Source organism: Leclercia sp. M50, from assembly GCF_037150775.1.
In the GTDB taxonomy this organism is placed as follows: Bacteria; Pseudomonadota; Gammaproteobacteria; order Enterobacterales; family Enterobacteriaceae; genus Enterobacter.
Genome location: NZ_JBBCPK010000063.1, coordinates 1 through 20,484 on the forward strand (window position 1 = coordinate 1; position 20,484 = coordinate 20,484).

The following is a 20,484-nucleotide window of genomic DNA, read 5'->3' on the forward strand; positions in this document are numbered from 1 at the left end:
CATCGCGGTGCCAAACATGCTAAAGGTGAGTATTTCGGCCCGTTCCCTAACGGCTACGCCGTGCGGGAAACGCTGGCGCTGCTGCAGAAGATATTCCCGATTCGCCAGTGCGAAAACAGCGTCTATCGCAACCGCTCTCGCCCTTGTCTGCAGTATCAGATTGGCCGTTGCCTCGGGCCCTGTGTGGAAGGGCTGGTCAGCGAAGAGGAGTACGCACAGCAGGTAGAATATGTGCGCCTGTTCCTGGCCGGTAAAGACGATCAGGTGCTGAACCAGCTTATCGCCCGTATGGAGAAGGCCAGCCAGGCGCTGAACTTTGAAGAGGCGGCGCGGATCCGCGATCAGATCCAGGCGGTACGACGGGTCACGGAAAAACAGTTTGTCTCTAATACCGGCGATGATCTGGACGTGATTGGCGTGTCGTTCGATGCGGGTATGGCCTGCGTGCATGTACTCTTTATCCGCCAGGGTAAGGTGCTGGGCAGCCGCAGCTATTTCCCGAAAGTGCCGGGCGGTACCGAACTGGGTGAGGTGGTCGAGACCTTTGTCGGCCAGTTCTATTTGCAGGGCAGCCAGATGCGAACCCTGCCGTCGGAGATTTTGCTCGATTTTAATCTCAGCGATAAAACGCTGCTGTCAGATTCGCTGTCGGAGCTGGCGGGACGCCGGGTTAACGTCCAGACTAAACCGCGCGGCGATCGTGCCCGCTACCTCAAGCTGGCGCGCACCAATGCGGCAACGGCATTGACTACTAAACTGTCGCAGCAGTCGACTGTCCATCAGCGTCTTATCGCGCTGGCAACCGTGCTTACGCTGCCGGAAGTGAAACGGATGGAGTGTTTCGACATCAGCCACACGATGGGGGAGCAGACGGTGGCCTCCTGTGTGGTATTCGATGCTAACGGACCGCTGCGGGCGGAGTACCGGCGCTACAACATTACGGATATCACTCCCGGTGACGATTACGCAGCCATGAACCAGGTGCTGCGCCGTCGCTATGGTAAAGCTATTGAAGAGAGTAAGATCCCGGACGTTATCCTGATTGATGGTGGTAAAGGCCAGCTCGCCCAGGCAAAATCCGTTTTTGCCGAACTGGATGTAAGCTGGGATAAGCATCATCCGCTGCTGCTGGGCGTGGCGAAAGGCACCGATCGTAAAGCCGGGCTGGAGACGCTGTTCCTTGAGCCGGAAGGGGAGGGCTTTAGCCTGCCGCCGGACTCGCCTGCGCTCCATGTGATCCAGCATATTCGCGATGAGTCGCACGATCACGCCATTAGCGGTCACCGTAAAAAACGGGCAAAGGTGAAAAATACCAGCACTCTGGAAACGATCGAAGGGGTCGGGCCAAAACGTCGCCAGATGTTGCTGAAATATATGGGCGGTTTGCAAGGATTACTCAACGCCAGCGTAGAGGAAATTGCAAAAGTGCCAGGTATTTCGCAAGGGCTGGCAGAAAAGATCTACTACTCGTTGAAACATTGAGGGCTCTGTAGCAACATAGGGCTAATAATTACTGACAACAAACAGTTACCGTCACTATGCGATTAAATATCCCTACATTGCTGACGCTTTTCCGCGTCGTTCTCATTCCTTTCTTCGTACTGGCGTTTTATCTGCCATTTGTCTGGGCGCCTTTCGCATGTGCACTTATCTTTTTTGTTGCGGCAGTCACTGACTGGTTCGACGGCTACCTGGCGCGTCGCTGGAATCAAAGCACCCGTTTCGGCGCGTTTCTCGACCCGGTGGCTGACAAGGTGATGGTGGCCATCGCCATGGTACTGGTGGTTGAGCATTATCACAGCTGGTGGGTCACACTGCCTGCGGCGACCATGATTGCCCGTGAGATTATTATCTCTGCCCTGCGCGAGTGGATGGCGGAGCTGGGTAAACGCAGCAGTGTGGCCGTCTCCTGGATCGGTAAGGTCAAAACCACCGCGCAGATGGCGGCGCTGGTATGGATGCTGTGGCGTCCAAACGAGTGGGTAGAGTGGGCGGGTATTGGCCTGTTTATGGTCGCGGCGGTGCTGACGCTGTGGTCAATGTTGCAATATTTGAACGCCGCGCGTGGGGATTTGCTTGATCAGTGATCGTTTCGGCGCAATTTTCAGCAAACGATCTATCCTTGCGAAAATTAACGTTGACTCAAAACGTCAGGTAAGTAGAATGCAACGCATCGAACGACGGCACGGCCCGTTAGTCGATAGCAAAATCAAGTGATTAGCATAATGACTTGATAAATGCGGGAATAGCTCAGTTGGTAGAGCACGACCTTGCCAAGGTCGGGGTCGCGAGTTCGAGTCTCGTTTCCCGCTCCAAATTTAAGACATGCGCAATAGCGGGTGTCAGTCGTAAGACAAAAGATTTAAGGCGCGTTAGCAAAGCGGTTATGTAGCGGATTGCAAATCCGTCTAGTCCGGTTCGACTCCGGAACGCGCCTCCACTTTCTTCCCGAGGCCGGATGGTGGAATCGGTAGACACAAGGGATTTAAAATCCCTCGGCGTTCGCGCTGTGTGGGTTCAAGTCCCACTCCGGCTACCATGGGAAAGACAAGAATAATCAAAGCAATAAGCAGTGTCGTGAAACCACCGAAAGGTGGTTTTTTTGTGCCTGAAATTTCATCGCCCTCTCAAACTTTCCTCGTATTCACCGGAATTAATCACCTTTCTTTACGACCAGCTTCGCGTTACGGATAACTATTCTGTAAAAAGGTAGTACTCGCTAATAACGACCATTTCGCGAGAGGTTCAAAATGAACAAACTGACCTTGATTACCGCGTTAGTGACATTCGCTGCATCATGCGCCTGGGCTGCGGGCGATGACGATATCATCTATGACAGCCACGGCCATCCCATCCGCCATGATAAGCAGGATGATGATCAGGGCAAACAGCGCAATGACGACCACACCAACCGGCGCAGCGAGCACAATTAGCGGCGATCAGGGTTTACCAAACAGACGCGAAAGCTGCGCCCCTTTCAGGAAGATAAACGCTAACAGCAAGCCGCCCCACAGAGCCATGGTGATGTAGCTGCTCACGCCCAGAATATTGAGGCCGCTCTCCAGCATCTGGAGCAGGATCAGCGCCATCACCATGCCAAAGACTTTACCAAAGCCTCCGTCCGGATTTACCCCGCCCAGCACAGCCGCCAGAATCGACACCAGCAGATAAGATTCACCGTAAGAGGCCTTGGCTGAATTGAGTTTCGACATCATCAGCAGGGCGGCAATCACGCACAGTACCGAGGAGAGCACATAGACCCAGATAAGGGTTTTACGGGTATTAATCCCGGAGTAGTGGGTCGCCTGCTCGTTAGAGCCGATCAGGTAGAGGGTGCGCCCGAAAGCGGACTTTTCGAGGATCACCCACAGTACGACCACCACCGCCAGAAAAACCAGCAGCGGCAGCGGGACGCCGAAAATATTGGTGCTGTTAATCACCAGAATATAGTCCGGGAAGTTAGAGATCGCCGAACCTTTAGAAATCAGGATATTAATGCCTTTCAGCAGGGTCATGATCCCAAGGGTGGCTAAAATCGGCGAGACCCGCACCACGGCGACTAAAAATCCAATCACCGAACCGATCGCCAGGGCCATGACTAACCCGGCGGCAATCACCAGCAGCATGCTGCTGAAGGTTGGAGGATAATGGGTAGCGACCCAGGCCATCACCAGCCCGCAGGCGTTCATGGTGGCGATGATGGACAGGTTGATCCCCCCGGTGAGGATCGTCACCGCCATCGCGAGGGCCAGCACGCCGAGGATCGGCATTTGCGAGGCAATGGACTGGAAGTTAGCGGCTGACCAGAAGACCGAGGGTATCAGGAAGCTGAACGCGATCACCACCACCGCGATTAACACGCTCAGGTAAATCTCGACGCGATCCTGGGTTTTGTTGGCGCTCATACTATGACTCCCTGACCTTTACGCTGACTCCATGCCGTCATACTGATACTGGTGACGATCACCACCCCGGTAACGACCGTATGCCAGTACGAAGAGATCCCTAACAGGTTAAGACCGTTCTGCAACACGGCGAGTAAAATCACCCCTAACAGGGTGCCGAGTAAGGTGCCGCGCCCGCCAACAATACTGGTTCCGCCTAACACCACGGCGGCGAGTACCGTCAGTTCGTAGCCCAGCAGGGAGTCGGGCGCGACGGTTAAGACGGTCGCGGATTGCACTACGCCTGCCACCCCGGACATCAGCCCCATGTAGCCATAGACAAACAGCTGCATTTTAAAGATGCCAAATCCCATGCGGGAGGCCGCCTCCCGGTTGCCGCCCATGGCATAAATCATCCGCCCGACGCTGGTTTTATTCATGATGAAGCCGGTTAACGCCACCACCGCCAGCAGGGTGAGGATCGGCAGGCTTAAGCCATAATCGTAGCCATCTGCGGCGGTGAATTTGAATAGCATCACCCCCTCTTCAAACCACTCAGGATAGCTGTAGAGCCAGACGCCTTTGGTCAGGTAGAGCAGCAGGCCGTAAAAAATATTCAGGGTTGAGATGGTGATAATGATGGAAGGCACGTTGAGCCGGTTGACCAGCGTGGCGTTGATCAACCCGAGCAGCAATCCCAGCCCCCCGGCCAGCGCAAACGCGAGGGCAAAGTTTCCGGTGGTACCCTGAATCAGCGTCACCATCACGTACTGTGAAATGATGGTCATGGCGGGAAAGGAGATATCGATCCCGCCGGAAATCAGCACAATAAACAAGCCGCAGGCCAGAATGGTGAGCATGGCGTAGTTATTGATCAGATCGTAGATATTGCCGAGCGTCAGGAAATCGCTGCTGGCAAACGACAGATAGCCGCCAATCACCAGAATGGTCAGGCCTAAAAACAGCTCGTGGGTTTTGATCCCGAATTTATTAACCATTGACCACCTCCGCCAGTGCAGCTTCCGAGGTCTTTTCCGGGAGGAGTTCCGCGACGAGCTCACCCTTGCGCATGACTAAAATACGATGGCTATTGAAGTAGGCTTCATCGATCTCATCGGTGATCATCAGCACCGCGATCCCCTGGCGCGACAGGGCGGAGATGATTTGATAGATCCCCGCTTTATTGGCAATGTCCACCCCGACGGTGGGGGAGTCGAGGATCAGCACCCTGGGATTGATCGCCAGCCATTTGGCTATCGCCACACGCTGGGCGTTGCCCCCGGAGAGGGTATTGACCGGCAGATTGACGCTGCCAATTTTAATGCTCAGCTGCCCGACTAAATCGGCGACAACGCGGTCCGCTTTGGCTCTGTCTAACAATTTAAAGGGGGTTTTCAGCCGTCGAAGCACGGTAGAGATAATGTTGTCGTTGATGGACTGTTCCATCACCAGGCCGGTACTCATCCGGTCTTCAGAGACATAGCCAATCCCGGCATTGATCGCATCCCGGTTGCTGGCGAAGCGCACCGCTTTGCCTGCCAGCACTATCTCCCCGGAGTCAGGCTGCGTGAGCCCAAACAGGCTCAGGCAAAGCTCTGTTCTGCCCGCACCGAGTAATCCGGTAATGGCGAGGATCTCACCCTGATGCACCTGAAATGAGATGTTCTTGTATTGGTGATGCTTAGTGAGGTTCTTAACGCTCAGCGCTACGTCGCCAAGTTTTTCTATCGGCGGTAATAAAGCAAACGAAAAAACTTTTCCCGGCCTCCGGAAAGCGAGTTTTTTATTCTTGATGTCGCTGGCAGGCCAGGTGCCAACCAGGGTGCCATTTTTGAGCACGCTGATACGGTCGGAAATAGAGAGCACTTCATCCAGACGGTGGCTGACAAACACGACGCAAATGTTTCTTTTCTTTAAATCGCCAATCACCCGCAGCAGTCCTTTTACCTCCTGCATGGTGAGAGAGGCGGTGGGCTCATCCATAATAATCAGCCTGGCTTCCTGGGCCAGCGCCCGGCAGATCGCCACAATCTGACGCTGGGCAATGGGCAGGGAGTCTACATTGGCATCCAGATCCAGCTCCGCCTCGATGCTTTTCACGGTGCGCGCGGCGATGCGATGGATCTCGCCCTTATTCACCAGCAGATTATGGTGATGCTGGTGGATCGCGATGTTTTCCGCCACGGTGAGATTCGGGAACAGGGAGAGATCCTGATAAATAACCTGTATTCCGGCTTTCACCGAGTCGATGGGAGAGAGGTGGGAGCGGGGCTTACCGTCAATGACGATCTGAAAGCCGGGATCGGGTTTATAGACGCCAGAAATAATTTTAATCAGCGTCGATTTACCGCATCCGTTCTGCCCGGCCAGACAGTGAACCTCCCCGGGAAATAGCGTCAGGGCGATGTTATCCAGCGCTTTCACACCGTAGAACGTTTTGCTGATATGACCCAGTGAAATAAACGGCTCCATTATTACCTCTCAGGGGCTCACACAGCACGCCCGTATTGCGACGATCGCAGCAGGGCGTGCAGAACCAACGGGTTAATACAGACTGTCGATATTTTCTTTCGTCACGCGCAGGACTTTGTGGAATTTGATGATGCGTTTTTCGGTATCCACATCCGCTTTACCGGGATTGGGGATCTCAAGACCCTGAGTAATCTCTTCTCCCTTCAGAACCTTGTCGGCCACGGCGGTAATGGCGTAACCCGCAGAGGCAGGGTCGTAGGTGATGCCCATGGCGATATCACCGCTCTTAATCAGGGAAGCGGCCTGAGAGGGGATCATCATGCCGTAAACGAACACTTTGCCTTTCGCCCGTTTCTCTTTCACCGCGCGGCCCGCGCCAATGGGTCCCTGAGAGCCAAAGGAGACAATCCCTTTCAGGTCGGGGTGAGCTTTCATCAGGTCTATGGTCGTCCGGCGGGCATCGTCGATATTCTCGGCCACCGGCATACGGCTGGTGACTTCATGCATATCCGGGTAGTGCTCTTTCTGATATTTAACGAACAAGTCCGCCCACAGGTTATGTTGCGGCACGGTCAGACTGCCGACATAAATAACATAGCCTCCTTTACCGCCCATGGCTTTGGCCATCTCTTCAACGTTATCGGCGGCAAATTTTTCGTTATCAATAATTTCAACGTCCCAGTTGGCGCTCGGTTGTCCGGGAGATTCGTTGGTTAATACCACGATGCCAGCATCCCGCGCCTTTTTAAATACCGGCTCGAGCACATCGGCATCGTTGGGGACAATCCCGATCGCCGATACTTTTTTCGCGATTAAGTCCTCAATAATTTTTACCTGCTGCGGGGCATCAGTGCTGGAAGGGCCTACCTGAGAGGCTTTAATACCGAGGTCGCTGCCGGCTTTGGTGACACCTTCCCCCATACGATTAAACCAGGGCATGCCATCTATTTTTGAAATATTTACCACTTCAATTTCTTTCGCCATTGCGGAAGTGGAAAAGACCATCAATCCGAGCAAACCAGCCGACAGTAATTTTGTTAAGCACATTTTACTCATCTCATACCTCTGAATGGTGGTGAAAATAAATGATAGTGATAACGTTGTTTCGCTGTTTGACCTACCCGTGTGCGTTTTAATATTAGGTGATAATAATCCTTTCCTCGCAGACTTTATCCCGGATAAAGCCAGGGGAAATAGCAAGTTAGCTCCGCTGGTTTAAAAGAATTAACAGTAGGGTTTTCATATTTATAATGTTATGGAACTACTGGCTTATCGCATGGACTATTTTGCCAATACTCTGTTTTGGGATTTCCATCACTTATTAGGTTTACTGCGCCATCCGCCGGGCTGAAGCAACCGTCTGGCGCGTTTGGGAGAAACTGCCGCTTTTTTTGACTTCAAGCCTGTACAACCGGCGCTGAAAAGCGCCTAATACCGTCTCCAAAATTTTTATCATTCACAGTTAACAGGTCTGTTATTGATGAATAAATCCCATCGCTTCGCGCCAGCGCCTGTCTGCTGTGATGAACCTCTGTGCTGTCGGCCCGTTTTGCCGTCGCCAGACTCATTTTCAAGGGACAGATAGCCATGCAGCGTCGACAATTTCTTAAAAATAGCGTTCTTCTTTCTGCCGCAGGTTTAGTAGGCCCGGCTCTCGCCAGCGAGACGGTAAAAACCAGCCTGGCGCCCATAGCGCCGGTGATGCGCCGCCGCTTTGTCTTGTCGCAAACCTATAAACTGGTGCCGCCGCAGGGCTCCAGCGGCGTCGTGAAGCTGTGGATCCCGCTTCCGGTGGATACTGCCTTTCAGCAGATGACCGGCATGGCGTTTACCGGCAACTATCAGCAGGCCTATGTCACCACCAACAACGCCTATGGTGCGAAAACTTTGTTCGCAACCTGGCCAAAAAGTGAAGGCGATCTGCTGCTTCAGCTCGATCTTGAGATCGAAACGGCGGACTGGGAGCCGCTGAAACATGACGCGCTGAAAAACTGGCAGGCACCGGAACAGATTGTTTATCCGCTGGCGGTGAAGCCATACCTGCTGCCAACAACGCACACACCGGTTGATGGCCTGGTGCGCGAAACGGCGCAAAAAATTACCGGCGGCGAAACCGATCCACTGAAGAAAGCGCGCCTGATTTACGAATGGGTCAGCAGCCATATGGAACGCGATAACGACGTCATTGGCTGTGGCACCGGCGACGTGGCGACCATTCTGCAAAGCGGCAAGCTCAGCGGCAAATGCACCGACATCAGCTCGGTGTTTGTGGCGCTGGCGCGCGCCAGCGGGATCCCGGCGCGGGAACTGTTCGGCATCCGTCTGGGCAGAGCCAACAAACTGGAGCGCTACTCCGCCAGCGCCTTCGGCAAAGCCGATAGCGCGGGCGTGGCCGATGTCAGCGGCGGACAGCACTGCCGCGCGGAGTTTTATCTGGCCGGTTACGGCTGGCTGCCGTGTGACCCGGCGGACGTCACCAAAATGCGTCTGGCGGAGAAAAAAGCCCATCAGGATCCCGATGTGCAGGCGGTGAATGCTTACCTCTTTGGCAACTGGGAGATGAACTGGGTGGGCTTCAACTATGGGCGCGATTTTGAGCTCTATCCGGCGACGGAGCAGGGGGCGGTAAATAACTTTGGCTACCCCTATGCCGAGGTGGACGGCGATCCACTCAATTTCTACGATCCAAAGGTGTTCACTTACCACTATGTCTCAACCGAACAACGCTAAGGGGGCAGGCCTTACCCTGCTGACGGCAGCCGCGGCTGCCGTTACCGCCGGGCTCTGCTGCGTCGGTCCGCTGCTCTATCTGCTCTTTGGCATCTCGGCGGCGGGGTTTGCCGGGCTCAGCCAGCTTGAGTTCCTGCGCCTGCCGATGATTGTGCTCTCCCTCGGGCTGATGCTGCGGGTGTTCTGGCGGCTCTATTTTTCAAAAAGGCTGTGGTGTACCGGGCGTTTAACCCTGGGGCAGATGCGTCTGCTGTTCTGGCTCTCGCTGCCGGTGTTGCTGCTGGTGCTGTTCTACCCAACGGTGGTGACCTGGATTTATGAGGTGATGGAATGAAACGACTGTTAATAAGCGCGTGTCTGCTGCTTCCGCTGTTTGCCCAGGCGGCGAATGAAAAAGTGGTGCTGGATGTGCAGGGCATGACCTGTTCGCTGTGCGTCATTTCGGTTAACCAGGCGCTGCGGGAAACCGAAGGGGTAGTGAAAGCGAAAGCGTCATTAAAGACCCGACAAACCGACGTTATCGTCGCGGAAGGTTTCCCTGTCGAGACATTATTACAGGCGGTGGCGAAAACAGGTTATACGGCGACGCTCAATCATATTGAAAAGCTGTAAATATAATACGAACTCATGATGGATTAATTGTTGTTTAATGTATTTTGCCTTTCCCTGGATGAGGGAAAGGCGTTATTTCAGACAATTATTTATAAATAATGATGATACGCCTTCAGTTTTATAAATATATTGTTACGAAACGTTGATCTTCCCGTTCGTCCGCTCTATCTTTTGATAAGTTTCTCCATAAAACGATCCTTTTTATCCATGCCTTTTCTTTATCGGCGGTGGAGCGCTCCTTGCTCTCAGCGTTTTTACACTATATTTTGGGTGATGGTAAATATGAATATAACAGCCAGCAAATATACCCTCTGGATCCGCGATATTACGCTCAATCCCTGGATCGCCTTTTATTTTCTTCAGTCGGTACTAATAAATTACTCTTTCGGCTACTCATTCAGCGCAATCTATACGGTGGCATTTTGCTGCGTGCTGTTAGTGCTCTGGCGAATCACCCCCCGCCTGCAAAAAGGCGTTATTATCCTGTGCAGTCTGCTGGCTGCGATCTACTTTCCTTTTCAGCAAGCGTATGGCGCGCCAAATTTCAATACGCTGTTAGCATTACATTCCACCAATTTTAATGAGTCCGTCGAGATCCTGACGATATTTCCGTGGCACAGCTACCTGGTGTCATTCATTATTCTGGTATTAGGCCTCATTGCACTCCGGCGTAAGATTATGCCCAAACAGGGCTGGCGCCGTTTCGATATGCTCTGTCTGGCCTTTAGCGTCCTCTGTTTCTTTTTAACCCCCCTGAAAAACCTTGTTTACTGGGGGCACTTTACCCTGATGGATGTGGGGTATCCGGTGTTCCGCTTTGTAAAAGATGTGGTGATCAACAATCGGGAAGTGGTTACGGAGAAAGCCCGCATGCTGGAGCTGGCCAAAGTGAAGGACAACTGGACCGTTCTGGCGGTGAAGCCCCGCTACCATAACTACGTGATGGTGATCGGTGAAAGCGCACGCCGGGATGCGCTGGGTGCCTTTGGCGGGCAGTGGAATAATACGCCGTTCGCCAGCTCGGTGAAGGGAATCCTGTTTACCGATTACATTGCCGCCAGCGCCTCCACCCAAACCTCGCTGGGGTACTCCCTGAGCCGGGTGAGTGGTGATACGCCGGAGTATCAAAATAACGTTGTCACGCTGGCGAATCGCGCCGGATTTCAGACCTGGTGGTTCTCCAATCAGGGGCAGATTGGCGAGTACGATACCGCCATTGCCAGTATTGCGAAGCGGGCCGATGAGGTGCAGTTTCTCCGAAAGGGGTATTACGAAGACGAGAGTAATCCTCGGGACGAAGCCTTACTGCAGATGACCCAGCAGGTGCTCTCAACCCCGCGCATACAAACGCGACTGATTGTCCTGCACCTGATGGGTTCCCATCCGCAGGCCTGCGAACGCACCCAGGGGAAATACGCCGAGTTTGTGCAGTCGAAAGAGACCTCCTGTTATATCTACAGCATCACCCAGACCGATACCCTGTTAAAACAACTTTATCAGCAATTGCAGAACACTGGCGACAGTTTCTCGATGGTCTACTTTTCCGATCACGGTCTGACCTATAAAGCCCGTCTGACCGGCGGGCAATATATGGCTCACGGTGATGCCTGGCAGCAAAACTACCAGGTGCCGTTTATGATCGTATCGAGTGACGATAAAGAGCACCGCCTGATCAAAGCCCGGCGTTCCGCCAATGATTTTCTCGATTTCTTCTCGGTCTGGACCGGCATTCAGGCGAAGGAGCTGACGCCGAAATACGCATTTGTCTCGGAACAGGAGGCGGGCAGCGCCTGGGTGACCAACTTTAAGATGCAGAAAGTAGATTTCGCGCAGTTGCCGGACGATTTCCACCCGTAGGGGGCGCCGGTTACGCTCCGTCCATCTCATTAACAGCAAAACAGATACCCGGTGCAACGGTCATGATTTAACCTTTTTTGCACCAGCTAAGACCGCGGATAAACAGGGAAGAGAACCGTTTCTGTGTTACCCTGCACGCCATTCTATTCTGCAGGAGATTGACCCATGACTGAAGGCCCGTTAAACGAAACCGAAATGGAGTGGCTGGAAGAGACCTTAATGACCTACGGTCATGATGACGAGTCCGTTATGGATGTCTCAGAACTCGACGGTATGTTGACCGCGGTGCTTTCCGGCCCCGTGGTGGTGGAGCCGGACCGCTGGCTGGTGGCGGTGTGGGGCGGTGAAAAGAACATTCCGCGCTGGAAGAACGAGCGCGAGATGAACCGCTTCATCGATCTCTGCTTCAAGCATATGAACGATATCGCCGAACGCCTGAGCGACTACCCGGATCAGTTTGAACCGATGTTCGGTATGAACGATGTCGACGGTGAAACCTATACCGTGGTGGAAGAGTGGTGCTTCGGCTATATGCGCGGCGTGGCGCTGACCGACTGGTCATCCCTGCCGGAGTCACTGCGTGCCGATCTGGATTTAATTGCCCTGCACGGCTCCGAAGAGAACTTTGAGCGCCTGGATTCCTTCAGTGAAGAGGAGTTCCAGCAGAGCATCGGGGGGATTCGTCCGGCAGCGCTGCGTCTGTATAACTACTGGATTGCCAACCCGCAAGAGCCGGTTACTCAGCAGCCGGTGATCAACGGCACCAAAGTGGGACGCAACGATCCCTGTCCGTGCGGCAGCGGCAAGAAATTCAAGAACTGCTGTCTGCATTAACAGCGCCCGGCGGCGTTTCGCTTGCGCGGGCCTACACTATTCGTAGACCGGGTAAGCGCAGCGCCACCCGGCATCATTGCACGCTATCCCACCTCTGGCAGCAACCCCGCCGTAATCCCGAACTGCACCAGGATTATCGCGATCCCGCAGGCGAAGACCAGACAGAGCACAGGCTTACCGCCTGGTACCCGGTAGTTCCCTTCAGGATGATGCTTACGGCTTTGCCAGACCAGCAGCGAGGGCAGCAGAAGCGCCAGCACCGCCAGCGCCACGCCCGCGTATCCCAGCGCCATCACAAAACCCCGTGGGTAGAACAGGGCGAAGGCCAGCGGCGGCAGAAAGGTGATCGCCCCGGTCTGGATACGTCCGCTGAACGTGCGGCTGCGCTGGAACAGGTCGGCGAGGTAGTCGAACAGACCCAGCGCCACTCCCAGGAACGAGGTCGCCAGGGCGAGGTCGGCAAAGAGATGCACCGCCAGCTCAACGTGCGGCGAGGCAACCACTTCGCGTACGGCCTGCAACAGCCCGTTCAGCCCACTATGGTTTGCCAGCATCCCCATGAAGCTCGACGAGTTGATACTGCCGAGGGTGACCAGCTGCCAGAAGATGTACGCCACCAGCGGAATGGCGCTGCCAGTGATAAAGATCCAGCGCAGCTTGCGCACGTTGCCATTCATATAGCTGACAATGCTCGGCACGCTGCCGTGAAAACCAAACGAAGTAAAAATGACCGGTATAGCCGACAGTGCCAGCCCTTTCTCCAGCGGCAGCGTCAGTAAGTTGACCTTATGAATGTGCGGGACCAGCAGGGCCAGCATCACCACCAGGAAGACTATTTTTGCCGAGAACAGGAGGCGGTTGAACAGATCGACCAGCGACGTGCCCACGCAGACCACGCCCCCACCAATCAGGGTAAATAAGATCACCCCTGTGGCGGGAGAGATATCAGCGTTGAACCCGTCATTGACGCTGGAGGCGATTAACTCCCCGGCGCCGCTGATGTAGGCTGCCGTCAGGGCATACATCAGGAACATCATGCTAAAGCCGGCGATCCACTGGCCGAATCGCCCCAGATAACGCCCGGCCAGCGATCCCAGCCCGGTATCGGCTGGAACGTGTTGATACACTTCGAGCAGCAGCAGGGCGGTGTAACACATCAGTGCCCACAGTACGCCCAGTAACACCAGCGTAACGCCAAAACCGACACCTGCCGCCGCCAGCGGCATCGCCAGCATTCCGGCGCCAATCGTCGTTCCGGCGACGATAAAAATACTACCCAGCGTTCTGTTCTTCACGTTTTCCTCTAAAACCCTACGACACGACGACAAAATCTGCGGCGCAGAGTAAGGGAAAAGAACTGACTCGTCAAACCGGCGTTACAACGAGTGTAATGTAATCTTTACGTTATTTAACTTAAGCGTCGCTCTGGTCATATGCCCGTAAAAATGAGGAGGTTTGCCTACTTCATAAGAGCAATGTTTTGGCCCGATAATCAGGCGTAACGTAAACGTTTCTTATAAATATTCAAAAAAAGTGAGACGGCGATGACGGCCAGTAATCCCTTCTGTGCGAAATGGAGTCGTTCAGGCAATTTATTGTGTCACGGGCACTGGATAATTAGCTGGCAGGGCCAGGCGCTAACCTTACCGGAGGCAAGGCGGGAAAAGGATATGGGTACCTGGGCCATCTATTCGATTATCGATCCCGAAGATGAGACCTTTGCCCAGGGGTTGCAGGAAGATGAGTGGATCATTGAAAACGTCGAATGGCTGACCGATCTCTTTTTCGACCACGGCGTTCCGCTGGAGACGGCCAGCTATCGCCAGTTTTATCAGGCGGTCAATAAACAGGACTGGCGCTGCACCAGCTGTGCGGGTTGCATGTAAACCTGCGCCAGCGCAAAGCGTTGTGGGGAGGAAAGGGTTAGGCTGCGCCTTTTCTTCTGGAGGGTTTATGGCATCCATTCATGGGCACGATGTGCTGACGATGATGATCGAGTCCGGCGAGCAATACAGCGAAGAGAGTCTGATTGCCGCGATTACGGCGCGTTTTGGTGACGAGGCGCGTTTTCACACCTGTTCAGCCGCGGACATGACGGCAGCAGAGCTGGTGGCATTTCTGGCGGCGCGCGGTAAATTCATTTCGCAGGCGTCGGGTTTTTCAACTCATGAAAGTAAAATCTGCCGCCATTAATAATAACGCGGCGCCAGATGGCGCCGCATGAATATTAATTTTGGGCATCGAGCGTCGACAGCTCTTTATCAATAAAGTACAGACCTTCACCCGATTTTCCGGCCAGGGTGAGTTTATCGATAACCGATTTAAACAGCTTCTCTTCTTCGTGCTGTTCTGCCACATACCACTGCAGGAAATTAAAGGTGGGATAATCCTGGCTGGTCATAGCCGCGTGTACCAGTTCGTTAATTTTTTGTGTGATCAGCTGTTCATGCTCGTAGGTAGCGCGGAACAGTTCATCTAATGAGGCATATTCTGCAAATGGCGATGCTACCGGGTTGATGCGCGGCAGGCTGCCGGTATCTGTAAGATAATCAAAGAGACGCTGCATGTGTGTCATCTCTTCCTGGGCGTGACGACGCATAAACGCCGCCGCGCCTTCAAAACTGTGATAGCTACACCAGGCACTCATCTGTTGATAGAGCAGGGAGGAGTAAAGCTCCAGATTCATTTGCTCATTGAGCTTGTCGATCATTTCACTTTTAAGCATGGTGTGGCTCCGTTTTATTATTAACTGGTCAACGTGAGCGTCACTATAATTTGTTATTTATTTATTTGCAAAAAGTAAAATAAATATTTAAGCGATCATAATACGAATGGGAATAAAACGCATTGCGCGCAACTTAAATATATTAATGAGAATTATTCTGTTTCGTGTTCAGAATTTTATTGCCAGCTTTAACGCTGGCAACGAAATTAGTAATAAGCCGAGGTCGTGACGGCAGGGGCGGGGGCGTAACCGTGGCACTGGTACTGGATAGTGACGGTTTTGTTCAGACACAACGAGCCGCTGATCACGCTACAGGTTTCGATCGGCTGACCGTAGGCCTGGGCCGTGCTGTATCCCATGGCCTGACATTCGCGGGTGGCAGTGCCACTTGTTACATAGGCATCATCATAAGAGGTCTGGAATAGTGGCTGACCATAATCAAGCCTGACGACCCCCGAGGTGACATCGACGCTGCTCACTTCAGCTTTGCGGGTAATACCGCAACCTGCCAGTAACAACACCAGACCGACCGTGCATAATCTCTTCATAGAACACTCTGAATGCGTTGAAATAACCTATACTAACGCCAGACGTAAAGCGCAATGCCAGGAATAACCACCTGTTCTCTCTTTTCTCTTCGCCACGAGCATCCGGCTCCTTCAATCATAAGCCATCCTTTTGCGAACCGGTGCTCACATCCCTCTCCATCAAAATTGTGAGCGCATCTTTGTTTTTTTTAGAAACTATTTTTCACTTAATTTGAAAGTGCGTTTGCTTAGTAGTAAGGTGAATTGAGTAAGCTATTCACAGCGGGGTGCCCCGCATCGCATTCAGGAGACGAAGTATGAAAATTGCACTGATGATGGAAAACAGCCAGGCGCAAAAAAACGCCATCATCCTCAAGGAATTGAACGCCGTTGCTGAAGAGAAAGGTTTCCCGGTTTATAACGTTGGGATGAGCGACGAAAACGATCACCACCTGACCTATATTCATCTGGGGATCATGGCGAGCATTCTGCTGAACTCTAAAGCGGTTGATTTCGTGGTGACCGGTTGCGGTACCGGCCAGGGTGCGCTGATGTCCCTGAACATCCACCCGGGCGTGGTGTGTGGCTACTGCATCGATCCTGCTGACGCCTTCCTGTTTGCGCAGATCAACAACGGTAACGCACTCGCCCTGCCATTTGCTAAAGGCTTCGGCTGGGGCGCAGAGCTGAACGTGCGCTTTATCTTTGAAAAAGCCTTCACTGGCCGTAAAGGCGAAGGTTATCCGCCAGAGCGTAAAGAGCCTCAGGTTCGCAACGCGGGCATCCTGAATCAGGTGAAAGCGGCTGTGGTGAAAGAGAACTATCTCGACACCCTGCGCGCCATCGATCCAGAGCTGGTTAAAACTGCGGTTACCGGTCAGCGTTTCCAGCAGTGCTTCTTCGAGAACTGTCAGGATAAAGAGATCGAAGCCTTTGTCCGCGGTATTATCGGCTAAATTGCCAGGACCGGTAAAAAGCCAGCTTGCGCTGGCTTTTTTTATGCCTCTTTTCTGGATACCGCACTGCCGGCATCTTTTACCAGCCGCAGGGTATCGACCATCCCCAGCAGACAGACCAGCGCAATCGCCACAAACGCCAGCCGGAAGCTGATGCCCGGTAGCGACGCCATCCCCAGCCATTCGCTACACACTTCGCCAATGCGGATCCCGATGGCGCCCAGAGTGATCCCCAGCCCCACTGCCAGCTGGGTGGCGGTGGAAAATAGGGTGTTGGCATAGCTCATTTGCGGCGAAGGCACATCCGCAAAGGCAAGGGTGCTGATGGCGGTAAACTGAATGGAACGGAACACGCCGCCGAGATAGAGCACCAGCATGATAACCCACACCGGGGTTTGCGGGGTCAGGAAAGCGCAGGCCAGCAGGGCCAGCACGTTCAGCGCGCCGTTGATCAGCAGCAACTTTTTAAAACCCAGCCCGCGCAGCAGTGGCGTGGTGGCGGGTTTGATGGTCAGGTTACCGACGAAGACCGCCAGCACCAGCAAACCGGAGTGGAAGGCATCCATGCCAAAGCCCACCTGAAAAAGCAGCGGCAGCAAAAACGGCACGGCGCTGATGGAGGCGCGAAACAGCGAGCCGCCAAACATCGTTACGCGAAACGTAGGCACCTGTAGGGCATCAAGGCGGATCATTGGCCATTCGGTGCGCCGGAAATGGCGCAGGGCATAAATCATGGTCACCATCCCTGTTGCCAGCAGTGCAAGGGTCACGCCTGTATTCACCTCCTGCGCCCCCATCATCTCCATGGCATAGACCAGGCTCACCATCGCCACCGAGGTGGCGATAAAGCCCGGCGTATCGAACGGGCGACGGGTCTCTTCATAGATATCGGGAATAATGCGCAGCGCCAGCACGATAGCTATTAGCCCTAACGGCACGTTAATAAAGAATATCCAGCGCCAGTTGGCATAGCTGGTAATAAAGCCCCCCAGCGGCGGGCCGATGATAGGTGCCACCAGTGCGGGCCAGGTGAGGGTGGCGATGGCGGTAATCAACAGGTGCTTGGGCGTGGTGCGCAATACGGCAAGGCGGCCTACCGGCACCATTAATGCACCGCCCATTCCCTGCAGTACGCGCATGGCGATGAACTGATCCACGCTGGTGGCGAGACCGCACAGCACCGAGGCGAGAGTGAAGATCGCCAGCGCAAGGGTAAACACCTTACGCGCGCCAAAGCGATCGGCGATCCAGCCGCTGGCCGGAATAAGTACCGCCAGGGTGATCAGATAGGCGCTGATCCCGAGATTAAGATCGACCGCCTGTACGCCAAAGCTTTTCGCCATATCAGGTAATGCCGTGGCGATCACCGTACCGTCCAGAAACTCCATAAAGAACGCGCCGGCCACCAGCAGCGCGGCGGGAGAGATCCCGCTGGCCGCTTTAGCGGAGTGATTTTCAGTCATTTTTTCTCTGTCAATTAAAATTTTTTTTAAAAATTTACGGGAACCCGTGGTGCGATAATTTACTGATTAATATTAGATTTTAATCGGAACGGTGTTTTGTTTTAAATAAACTGGCGTGATGAATATCACAAAAACATTGATTTTTGTGATGAAGGTCATATTATAGCCGCATCAACATTAACACCTGCATAACACTTAGCCGGAGCATACCGATGAAATTGCGCAAAATCCTGAAAAGCATGTTCGAATCCTACTGCAAGACCTTTAAGGACGTACCGCCAGGCGCGATGTTCTGATAAGAAAAACCTGCTCCGGCAGGTTTTTTTGTGCCTGTACGCCGCATCAGGGCTGACGTTTTGCTACTATGACGGCCTTTCAAACAGGAGAAGCCTATGTCTCAAAACCTGAGTGCCGATCAGGAACTGATCTCTGACGTCGTTGCATGCCAGCTGGTCATCAAACAAATTCTTGATGTGATTGAAATCATTGCTCCCGCAGAAGTGCGCGAGAAAATGTCCAGTCAGCTGAAAAACATCGATTTCGCCAGCAATCCTGCGTCGGCCGACCCTGTTACGCTGCGCGCCGTGCAGAAAGCCATTGCGCTGATCGAGCTGAAATTCACACCGCAGGGCGAGTCTCACTAAAATAAACCGGTGTTTTGATTTTATAAACGGTTTTGTGAGAATAATGTGAACGGGCGACCCAGGGTCGCCCGAAATGTGAGTTACATGAAGCTCTGCACCAGTAGGGTATTGACTCTTTTGCAAAAAATTACCCGGCACAGGCCGGGTAATTCAGTTAACGCGCAGAATCAGTGGTGCTGACGGCTGACGACGTTAAGCAGCTGGCGATCGGTCTGTTCCAGACCCATGCCGGTGAGACGTGCCTTGCGAACTTCATCAAGGATGGTTTTGAGTAATACCCCATCCTGCTGCTGTTCTTTCTCAATATCATGCAGGAAGTTAAGCGTAGAAGTGTCTTTCATTTTCCGCGCTTCATCCGTTAATTGATTCAGCGTCTGACAGCGCTGCTCATACTCTTCCAGCGTGCGCTGGAAAACTGCTTCCAGGCAATTGCACTCTTCGTCAGTCATATCCACGGGTTTCAAAACCGGCATAGCGCCTGATGCTTTTAAAAAATCGAAAACGCGCATCATTTGCGTAACATTGCTCTGCGCCTGGAGGCGCAGGAAAGTCGCGGAACCGGTTAGCTGATGTTCTGAACACCACTCGCTGAGGTGCAAAGAGAGATTAGACGCATGAAACTCGAGGTTCATCTGCGTGTTGAGCCTGGTGATCATATCCGAGACAGCCATATCCATTCCCTTTTCTTCGTTTATGTAACCAAAAAATAATCATCATTAACGATAGTTCACTACAGAATAAAAGCATTCTGTTTTCCCTGTATGTGATCCCAAATTCGTTTCAGGCATCAGGTAAAATTCATCATAACAGCGAATCCATTATAAGAAAATCCTTATAAATATATTCTTACTAAACCTTACCCCCCATCAGGAATTAAAAAAAATGGAGGATTTCGAGAAGGGAGGGTCGAGGTTGAAGATGATTAAGGGATTGTATTATAGGGATTTGTATAAATTTAATGCTATCCGAAAAGTGAAATTACTTTATGTTTTTCTCAGGAGCGGTGAAATAGGCGCTTAGCGAAAAAAAAGATAATTATTCCTGTCAGGTGGAATACAGATAATTCTGGTAATTAATGGATTTTTACACCTGGCTAAAATTGCGTCAGATCATTTTTGCTGGAAATAGTGCGATATGTGATCCCGCTGGAAGTTTTCCGCTACACACGCTGTGAAAATGAAACATTGTTTTATATTCCCTAACGGAGTTCATTATGGCAAAAGTAGCGGTGCTGCTGGCACCCGGATTTGAAGAGGCGGAGGCGATTATCACTATTGATATCCTGCGCCGTCTCAACATTGAGGTAGATACCCTGGCCTGCGCCGAGTCGCGGGCGGTTGTGAGCTACCATAATATCCCGATGGTGGCGGACAGCACCCTCAGCGAAAAAATCGACAGTTACTACGATGCGGTCGTATTACCCGGCGGCCCGCAGGGCAGCGTGAATCTGGCGGCCAGTGCCGATGTGGTGCGTTTTGTCGCCGCGCATGACGAAGCGGGTAAATTTATCGCTCCAATTTGTTCGGCTGCGGCGCGTGTGCTGGGCGGCAATGGCCTGTTAAAAGGGCGTCGCTATGTCTGCTCGGGGGAACTCTGGCAGGAGATTCAGGACGGCGAATATGTCGATGCGCCAGTGGTGGAAGATGGCAACCTCATCAGCGGCAAGGGACTGGGCCATGCCTTTGACTTTGCGCTGACGCTCTCAGCACGTCTGCTGGGTGAGGAAGCACCAGTACGCGATCACGCCGAGCATATCTACTATCCCTGGTAATATTATGCC

General features: G+C 53.0%; 23 protein-coding genes and 3 tRNA genes. 17 read left to right on the plus strand and 9 right to left on the minus strand.

The annotated features are described in order from the left end of the window. The 6 genes from uvrC to WFM46_RS15575 form a co-directional block, all read left to right on the plus strand. Positions 1-1,482 (plus strand): excinuclease ABC subunit UvrC (gene uvrC, locus WFM46_RS15550; protein ID WP_336997966.1); only part of this gene is annotated, 1,482 nt, incomplete at its 5' end. 56 nt (positions 1,483-1,538) lie between these two features. Further along, a complete protein-coding gene (pgsA, locus tag WFM46_RS15555; RefSeq protein ID WP_032612063.1) occupies positions 1,539-2,087 on the plus strand; it encodes a CDP-diacylglycerol--glycerol-3-phosphate 3-phosphatidyltransferase in 549 nt (182 codons plus the stop codon). A 152-nt stretch (positions 2,088-2,239) separates the two neighbouring features. After that, positions 2,240-2,315 (plus strand) — tRNA-Gly (locus WFM46_RS15560). Positions 2,316-2,366: 51 nt separating this feature from the next. Further along, positions 2,367-2,440 (plus strand) — tRNA-Cys (locus tag WFM46_RS15565). A 12-nt stretch (positions 2,441-2,452) separates the two neighbouring features. Then, positions 2,453-2,539 (plus strand) — tRNA-Leu (locus WFM46_RS15570). 211 nt (positions 2,540-2,750) lie between these two features. Continuing rightward, positions 2,751-2,933: a hypothetical protein gene (locus WFM46_RS15575; protein WP_336997967.1), complete on the plus strand. Its 183-nt coding sequence runs from the start codon at positions 2,751-2,753 to the stop codon at positions 2,931-2,933. A 6-nt stretch (positions 2,934-2,939) separates the two neighbouring features. Here the strand turns inward: WFM46_RS15575 and WFM46_RS15580 are convergent, their stop codons facing one another. The 4 genes from WFM46_RS15580 to WFM46_RS15595 all read right to left on the minus strand — a co-directional run bounded on the left by WFM46_RS15580 (position 2,940) and on the right by WFM46_RS15595 (position 7,412). Beyond that, on the minus strand, positions 2,940-3,905 hold the full coding sequence (locus WFM46_RS15580; RefSeq protein WP_114314573.1) for an ABC transporter permease: 966 nt from the start codon (positions 3,903-3,905) through the stop codon (positions 2,940-2,942). Continuing rightward, on the minus strand, positions 3,902-4,882 hold the full coding sequence (locus tag WFM46_RS15585; RefSeq protein WP_103180118.1) for an ABC transporter permease: 981 nt from the start codon (positions 4,880-4,882) through the stop codon (positions 3,902-3,904). Before WFM46_RS15585 ends, WFM46_RS15580 begins: the two co-directional genes overlap by 4 nt. Then, complete coding sequence (locus tag WFM46_RS15590; protein WP_336997968.1) at positions 4,875-6,356, minus strand: sugar ABC transporter ATP-binding protein; 1,482 nt, start codon at positions 6,354-6,356, stop codon at positions 4,875-4,877. The genes WFM46_RS15585 and WFM46_RS15590 overlap by 8 nt, the downstream gene beginning before the upstream one ends. A 72-nt stretch (positions 6,357-6,428) precedes the next feature. Beyond that, positions 6,429-7,412 carry an autoinducer 2 ABC transporter substrate-binding protein gene (locus WFM46_RS15595; RefSeq protein WP_336997969.1) on the minus strand — a complete coding sequence of 328 codons (984 nt, stop codon included), beginning with the start codon at positions 7,410-7,412 and terminating at the stop codon, positions 6,429-6,431. 531 nt (positions 7,413-7,943) lie between these two features. Between WFM46_RS15595 and WFM46_RS15600 the strand changes: the two genes are divergently transcribed. From WFM46_RS15600 to WFM46_RS15620, 5 genes are all read left to right on the plus strand, one after another. Further along, a complete protein-coding gene (locus WFM46_RS15600; RefSeq protein ID WP_103180115.1) occupies positions 7,944-9,086 on the plus strand; it encodes a transglutaminase-like domain-containing protein in 1,143 nt (380 codons plus the stop codon). Beyond that, positions 9,064-9,420 (plus strand): mercuric transporter MerT family protein, encoded by a 357-nt coding sequence (locus WFM46_RS15605; RefSeq protein WP_180209189.1) that lies wholly within the window; start codon positions 9,064-9,066, stop codon positions 9,418-9,420. The genes WFM46_RS15600 and WFM46_RS15605 overlap by 23 nt, the downstream gene beginning before the upstream one ends. After that, positions 9,417-9,698: a cation transporter gene (locus WFM46_RS15610; protein ID WP_180209188.1), complete on the plus strand. Its 282-nt coding sequence runs from the start codon at positions 9,417-9,419 to the stop codon at positions 9,696-9,698. Before WFM46_RS15605 ends, WFM46_RS15610 begins: the two co-directional genes overlap by 4 nt. 282 nt (positions 9,699-9,980) lie before the next feature. Continuing rightward, positions 9,981-11,555 (plus strand): sulfatase-like hydrolase/transferase, encoded by a 1,575-nt coding sequence (locus tag WFM46_RS15615; protein ID WP_336997970.1) that lies wholly within the window; start codon positions 9,981-9,983, stop codon positions 11,553-11,555. A gap of 165 nt (positions 11,556-11,720) precedes the next feature. Continuing rightward, entirely contained in the window at positions 11,721-12,389 is a 669-nt protein-coding gene (locus tag WFM46_RS15620; RefSeq protein WP_336997971.1) for a YecA/YgfB family protein, read from the plus strand. A gap of 83 nt (positions 12,390-12,472) precedes the next feature. Here WFM46_RS15620 and tyrP read toward each other — a convergent pair whose 3' ends face one another. Further along, entirely contained in the window at positions 12,473-13,684 is a 1,212-nt protein-coding gene (gene tyrP / locus WFM46_RS15625) for a tyrosine transporter TyrP (protein WP_103180110.1), read from the minus strand. Between the two features lie 249 nt (positions 13,685-13,933). Between tyrP and WFM46_RS15630 the strand changes: the two genes are divergently transcribed. Then, positions 13,934-14,275: a hypothetical protein gene (locus tag WFM46_RS15630; protein ID WP_263950565.1), complete on the plus strand. Its 342-nt coding sequence runs from the start codon at positions 13,934-13,936 to the stop codon at positions 14,273-14,275. 67 nt (positions 14,276-14,342) lie between these two features. Next, complete coding sequence (locus tag WFM46_RS15635) at positions 14,343-14,582, plus strand: YecH family metal-binding protein (RefSeq protein ID WP_103180108.1); 240 nt, start codon at positions 14,343-14,345, stop codon at positions 14,580-14,582. Between the two features lie 34 nt (positions 14,583-14,616). On the opposite strand, the gene ftnA is transcribed toward WFM46_RS15635, so the two are convergent. Both ftnA and yecR read right to left on the minus strand, forming a co-directional pair. Continuing rightward, positions 14,617-15,114 (minus strand): non-heme ferritin, encoded by a 498-nt coding sequence (gene ftnA / locus WFM46_RS15640; RefSeq protein ID WP_103180107.1) that lies wholly within the window; start codon positions 15,112-15,114, stop codon positions 14,617-14,619. Positions 15,115-15,320: 206 nt separating this feature from the next. Then, positions 15,321-15,662, minus strand: a complete 342-nt coding sequence (gene yecR / locus WFM46_RS15645) for a YecR family lipoprotein (protein ID WP_103180106.1) — start codon at positions 15,660-15,662, stop codon at positions 15,321-15,323. Between the two features lie 296 nt (positions 15,663-15,958). Here yecR and WFM46_RS15650 point away from each other — a divergent pair, with 296 nt between their 5' ends. Continuing rightward, entirely contained in the window at positions 15,959-16,597 is a 639-nt protein-coding gene (locus WFM46_RS15650) for an RpiB/LacA/LacB family sugar-phosphate isomerase (protein WP_103180105.1), read from the plus strand. Between the two features lie 41 nt (positions 16,598-16,638). Here the strand turns inward: WFM46_RS15650 and WFM46_RS15655 are convergent, their stop codons facing one another. Beyond that, positions 16,639-18,060, minus strand: coding sequence for an MFS transporter (locus WFM46_RS15655; RefSeq protein WP_336997972.1), 1,422 nt, complete (start codon positions 18,058-18,060; stop codon positions 16,639-16,641). A gap of 212 nt (positions 18,061-18,272) precedes the next feature. Here WFM46_RS15655 and azuC point away from each other — a divergent pair, with 212 nt between their 5' ends. After that, entirely contained in the window at positions 18,273-18,356 is an 84-nt protein-coding gene (azuC, locus tag WFM46_RS15660) for a stress response protein AzuC (RefSeq protein WP_098946254.1), read from the plus strand. Positions 18,357-18,452: 96 nt separating this feature from the next. Then, complete coding sequence (locus WFM46_RS15665; protein ID WP_039030868.1) at positions 18,453-18,704, plus strand: DUF2766 family protein; 252 nt, start codon at positions 18,453-18,455, stop codon at positions 18,702-18,704. Positions 18,705-18,871: 167 nt separating this feature from the next. Here WFM46_RS15665 and WFM46_RS15670 read toward each other — a convergent pair whose 3' ends face one another. Continuing rightward, positions 18,872-19,375 (minus strand): non-heme ferritin-like protein, encoded by a 504-nt coding sequence (locus WFM46_RS15670; protein ID WP_103181106.1) that lies wholly within the window; start codon positions 19,373-19,375, stop codon positions 18,872-18,874. 542 nt (positions 19,376-19,917) lie between these two features. Between WFM46_RS15670 and WFM46_RS15675 the strand changes: the two genes are divergently transcribed. Next, complete coding sequence (locus WFM46_RS15675; protein WP_103180103.1) at positions 19,918-20,475, plus strand: DJ-1 family glyoxalase III; 558 nt, start codon at positions 19,918-19,920, stop codon at positions 20,473-20,475. The last annotated feature ends 9 nt before the right edge of the window (positions 20,476-20,484 follow it).

Excerpts from the sequence above, each read along its gene's own strand:
- pgsA (WP_032612063.1), top strand. The coding sequence starts at position 1,539 with ATGCGATTAAATATCCCTACATTGCTGACGCTTTTCCGCGTCGTTCTC.
- WFM46_RS15575 (WP_336997967.1), top strand. The coding sequence starts at position 2,751 with ATGAACAAACTGACCTTGATTACCGCGTTAGTGACATTCGCTGCATCA.
- WFM46_RS15580 (WP_114314573.1), bottom strand. The coding sequence starts at position 3,905 with ATGAGCGCCAACAAAACCCAGGATCGCGTCGAGATTTACCTGAGCGTG.
- WFM46_RS15585 (WP_103180118.1), bottom strand. The coding sequence starts at position 4,882 with ATGGTTAATAAATTCGGGATCAAAACCCACGAGCTGTTTTTAGGCCTG.
- WFM46_RS15590 (WP_336997968.1), bottom strand. The coding sequence starts at position 6,356 with ATGGAGCCGTTTATTTCACTGGGTCATATCAGCAAAACGTTCTACGGT.
- WFM46_RS15595 (WP_336997969.1), bottom strand. The coding sequence starts at position 7,412 with ATGAGTAAAATGTGCTTAACAAAATTACTGTCGGCTGGTTTGCTCGGA.
- WFM46_RS15600 (WP_103180115.1), top strand. The coding sequence starts at position 7,944 with ATGCAGCGTCGACAATTTCTTAAAAATAGCGTTCTTCTTTCTGCCGCA.
- WFM46_RS15605 (WP_180209189.1), top strand. The coding sequence starts at position 9,064 with ATGTCTCAACCGAACAACGCTAAGGGGGCAGGCCTTACCCTGCTGACG.
- WFM46_RS15610 (WP_180209188.1), top strand. The coding sequence starts at position 9,417 with ATGAAACGACTGTTAATAAGCGCGTGTCTGCTGCTTCCGCTGTTTGCC.
- WFM46_RS15615 (WP_336997970.1), top strand. The coding sequence starts at position 9,981 with ATGAATATAACAGCCAGCAAATATACCCTCTGGATCCGCGATATTACG.
- WFM46_RS15620 (WP_336997971.1), top strand. The coding sequence starts at position 11,721 with ATGACTGAAGGCCCGTTAAACGAAACCGAAATGGAGTGGCTGGAAGAG.
- WFM46_RS15630 (WP_263950565.1), top strand. The coding sequence starts at position 13,934 with ATGACGGCCAGTAATCCCTTCTGTGCGAAATGGAGTCGTTCAGGCAAT.
- WFM46_RS15635 (WP_103180108.1), top strand. The coding sequence starts at position 14,343 with ATGGCATCCATTCATGGGCACGATGTGCTGACGATGATGATCGAGTCC.
- ftnA (WP_103180107.1), bottom strand. The coding sequence starts at position 15,114 with ATGCTTAAAAGTGAAATGATCGACAAGCTCAATGAGCAAATGAATCTG.
- yecR (WP_103180106.1), bottom strand. The coding sequence starts at position 15,662 with ATGAAGAGATTATGCACGGTCGGTCTGGTGTTGTTACTGGCAGGTTGC.
- WFM46_RS15650 (WP_103180105.1), top strand. The coding sequence starts at position 15,959 with ATGAAAATTGCACTGATGATGGAAAACAGCCAGGCGCAAAAAAACGCC.
- WFM46_RS15655 (WP_336997972.1), bottom strand. The coding sequence starts at position 18,060 with ATGACTGAAAATCACTCCGCTAAAGCGGCCAGCGGGATCTCTCCCGCC.
- azuC (WP_098946254.1), top strand. The coding sequence starts at position 18,273 with ATGAAATTGCGCAAAATCCTGAAAAGCATGTTCGAATCCTACTGCAAG.
- WFM46_RS15665 (WP_039030868.1), top strand. The coding sequence starts at position 18,453 with ATGTCTCAAAACCTGAGTGCCGATCAGGAACTGATCTCTGACGTCGTT.
- WFM46_RS15670 (WP_103181106.1), bottom strand. The coding sequence starts at position 19,375 with ATGGCTGTCTCGGATATGATCACCAGGCTCAACACGCAGATGAACCTC.
- WFM46_RS15675 (WP_103180103.1), top strand. The coding sequence starts at position 19,918 with ATGGCAAAAGTAGCGGTGCTGCTGGCACCCGGATTTGAAGAGGCGGAG.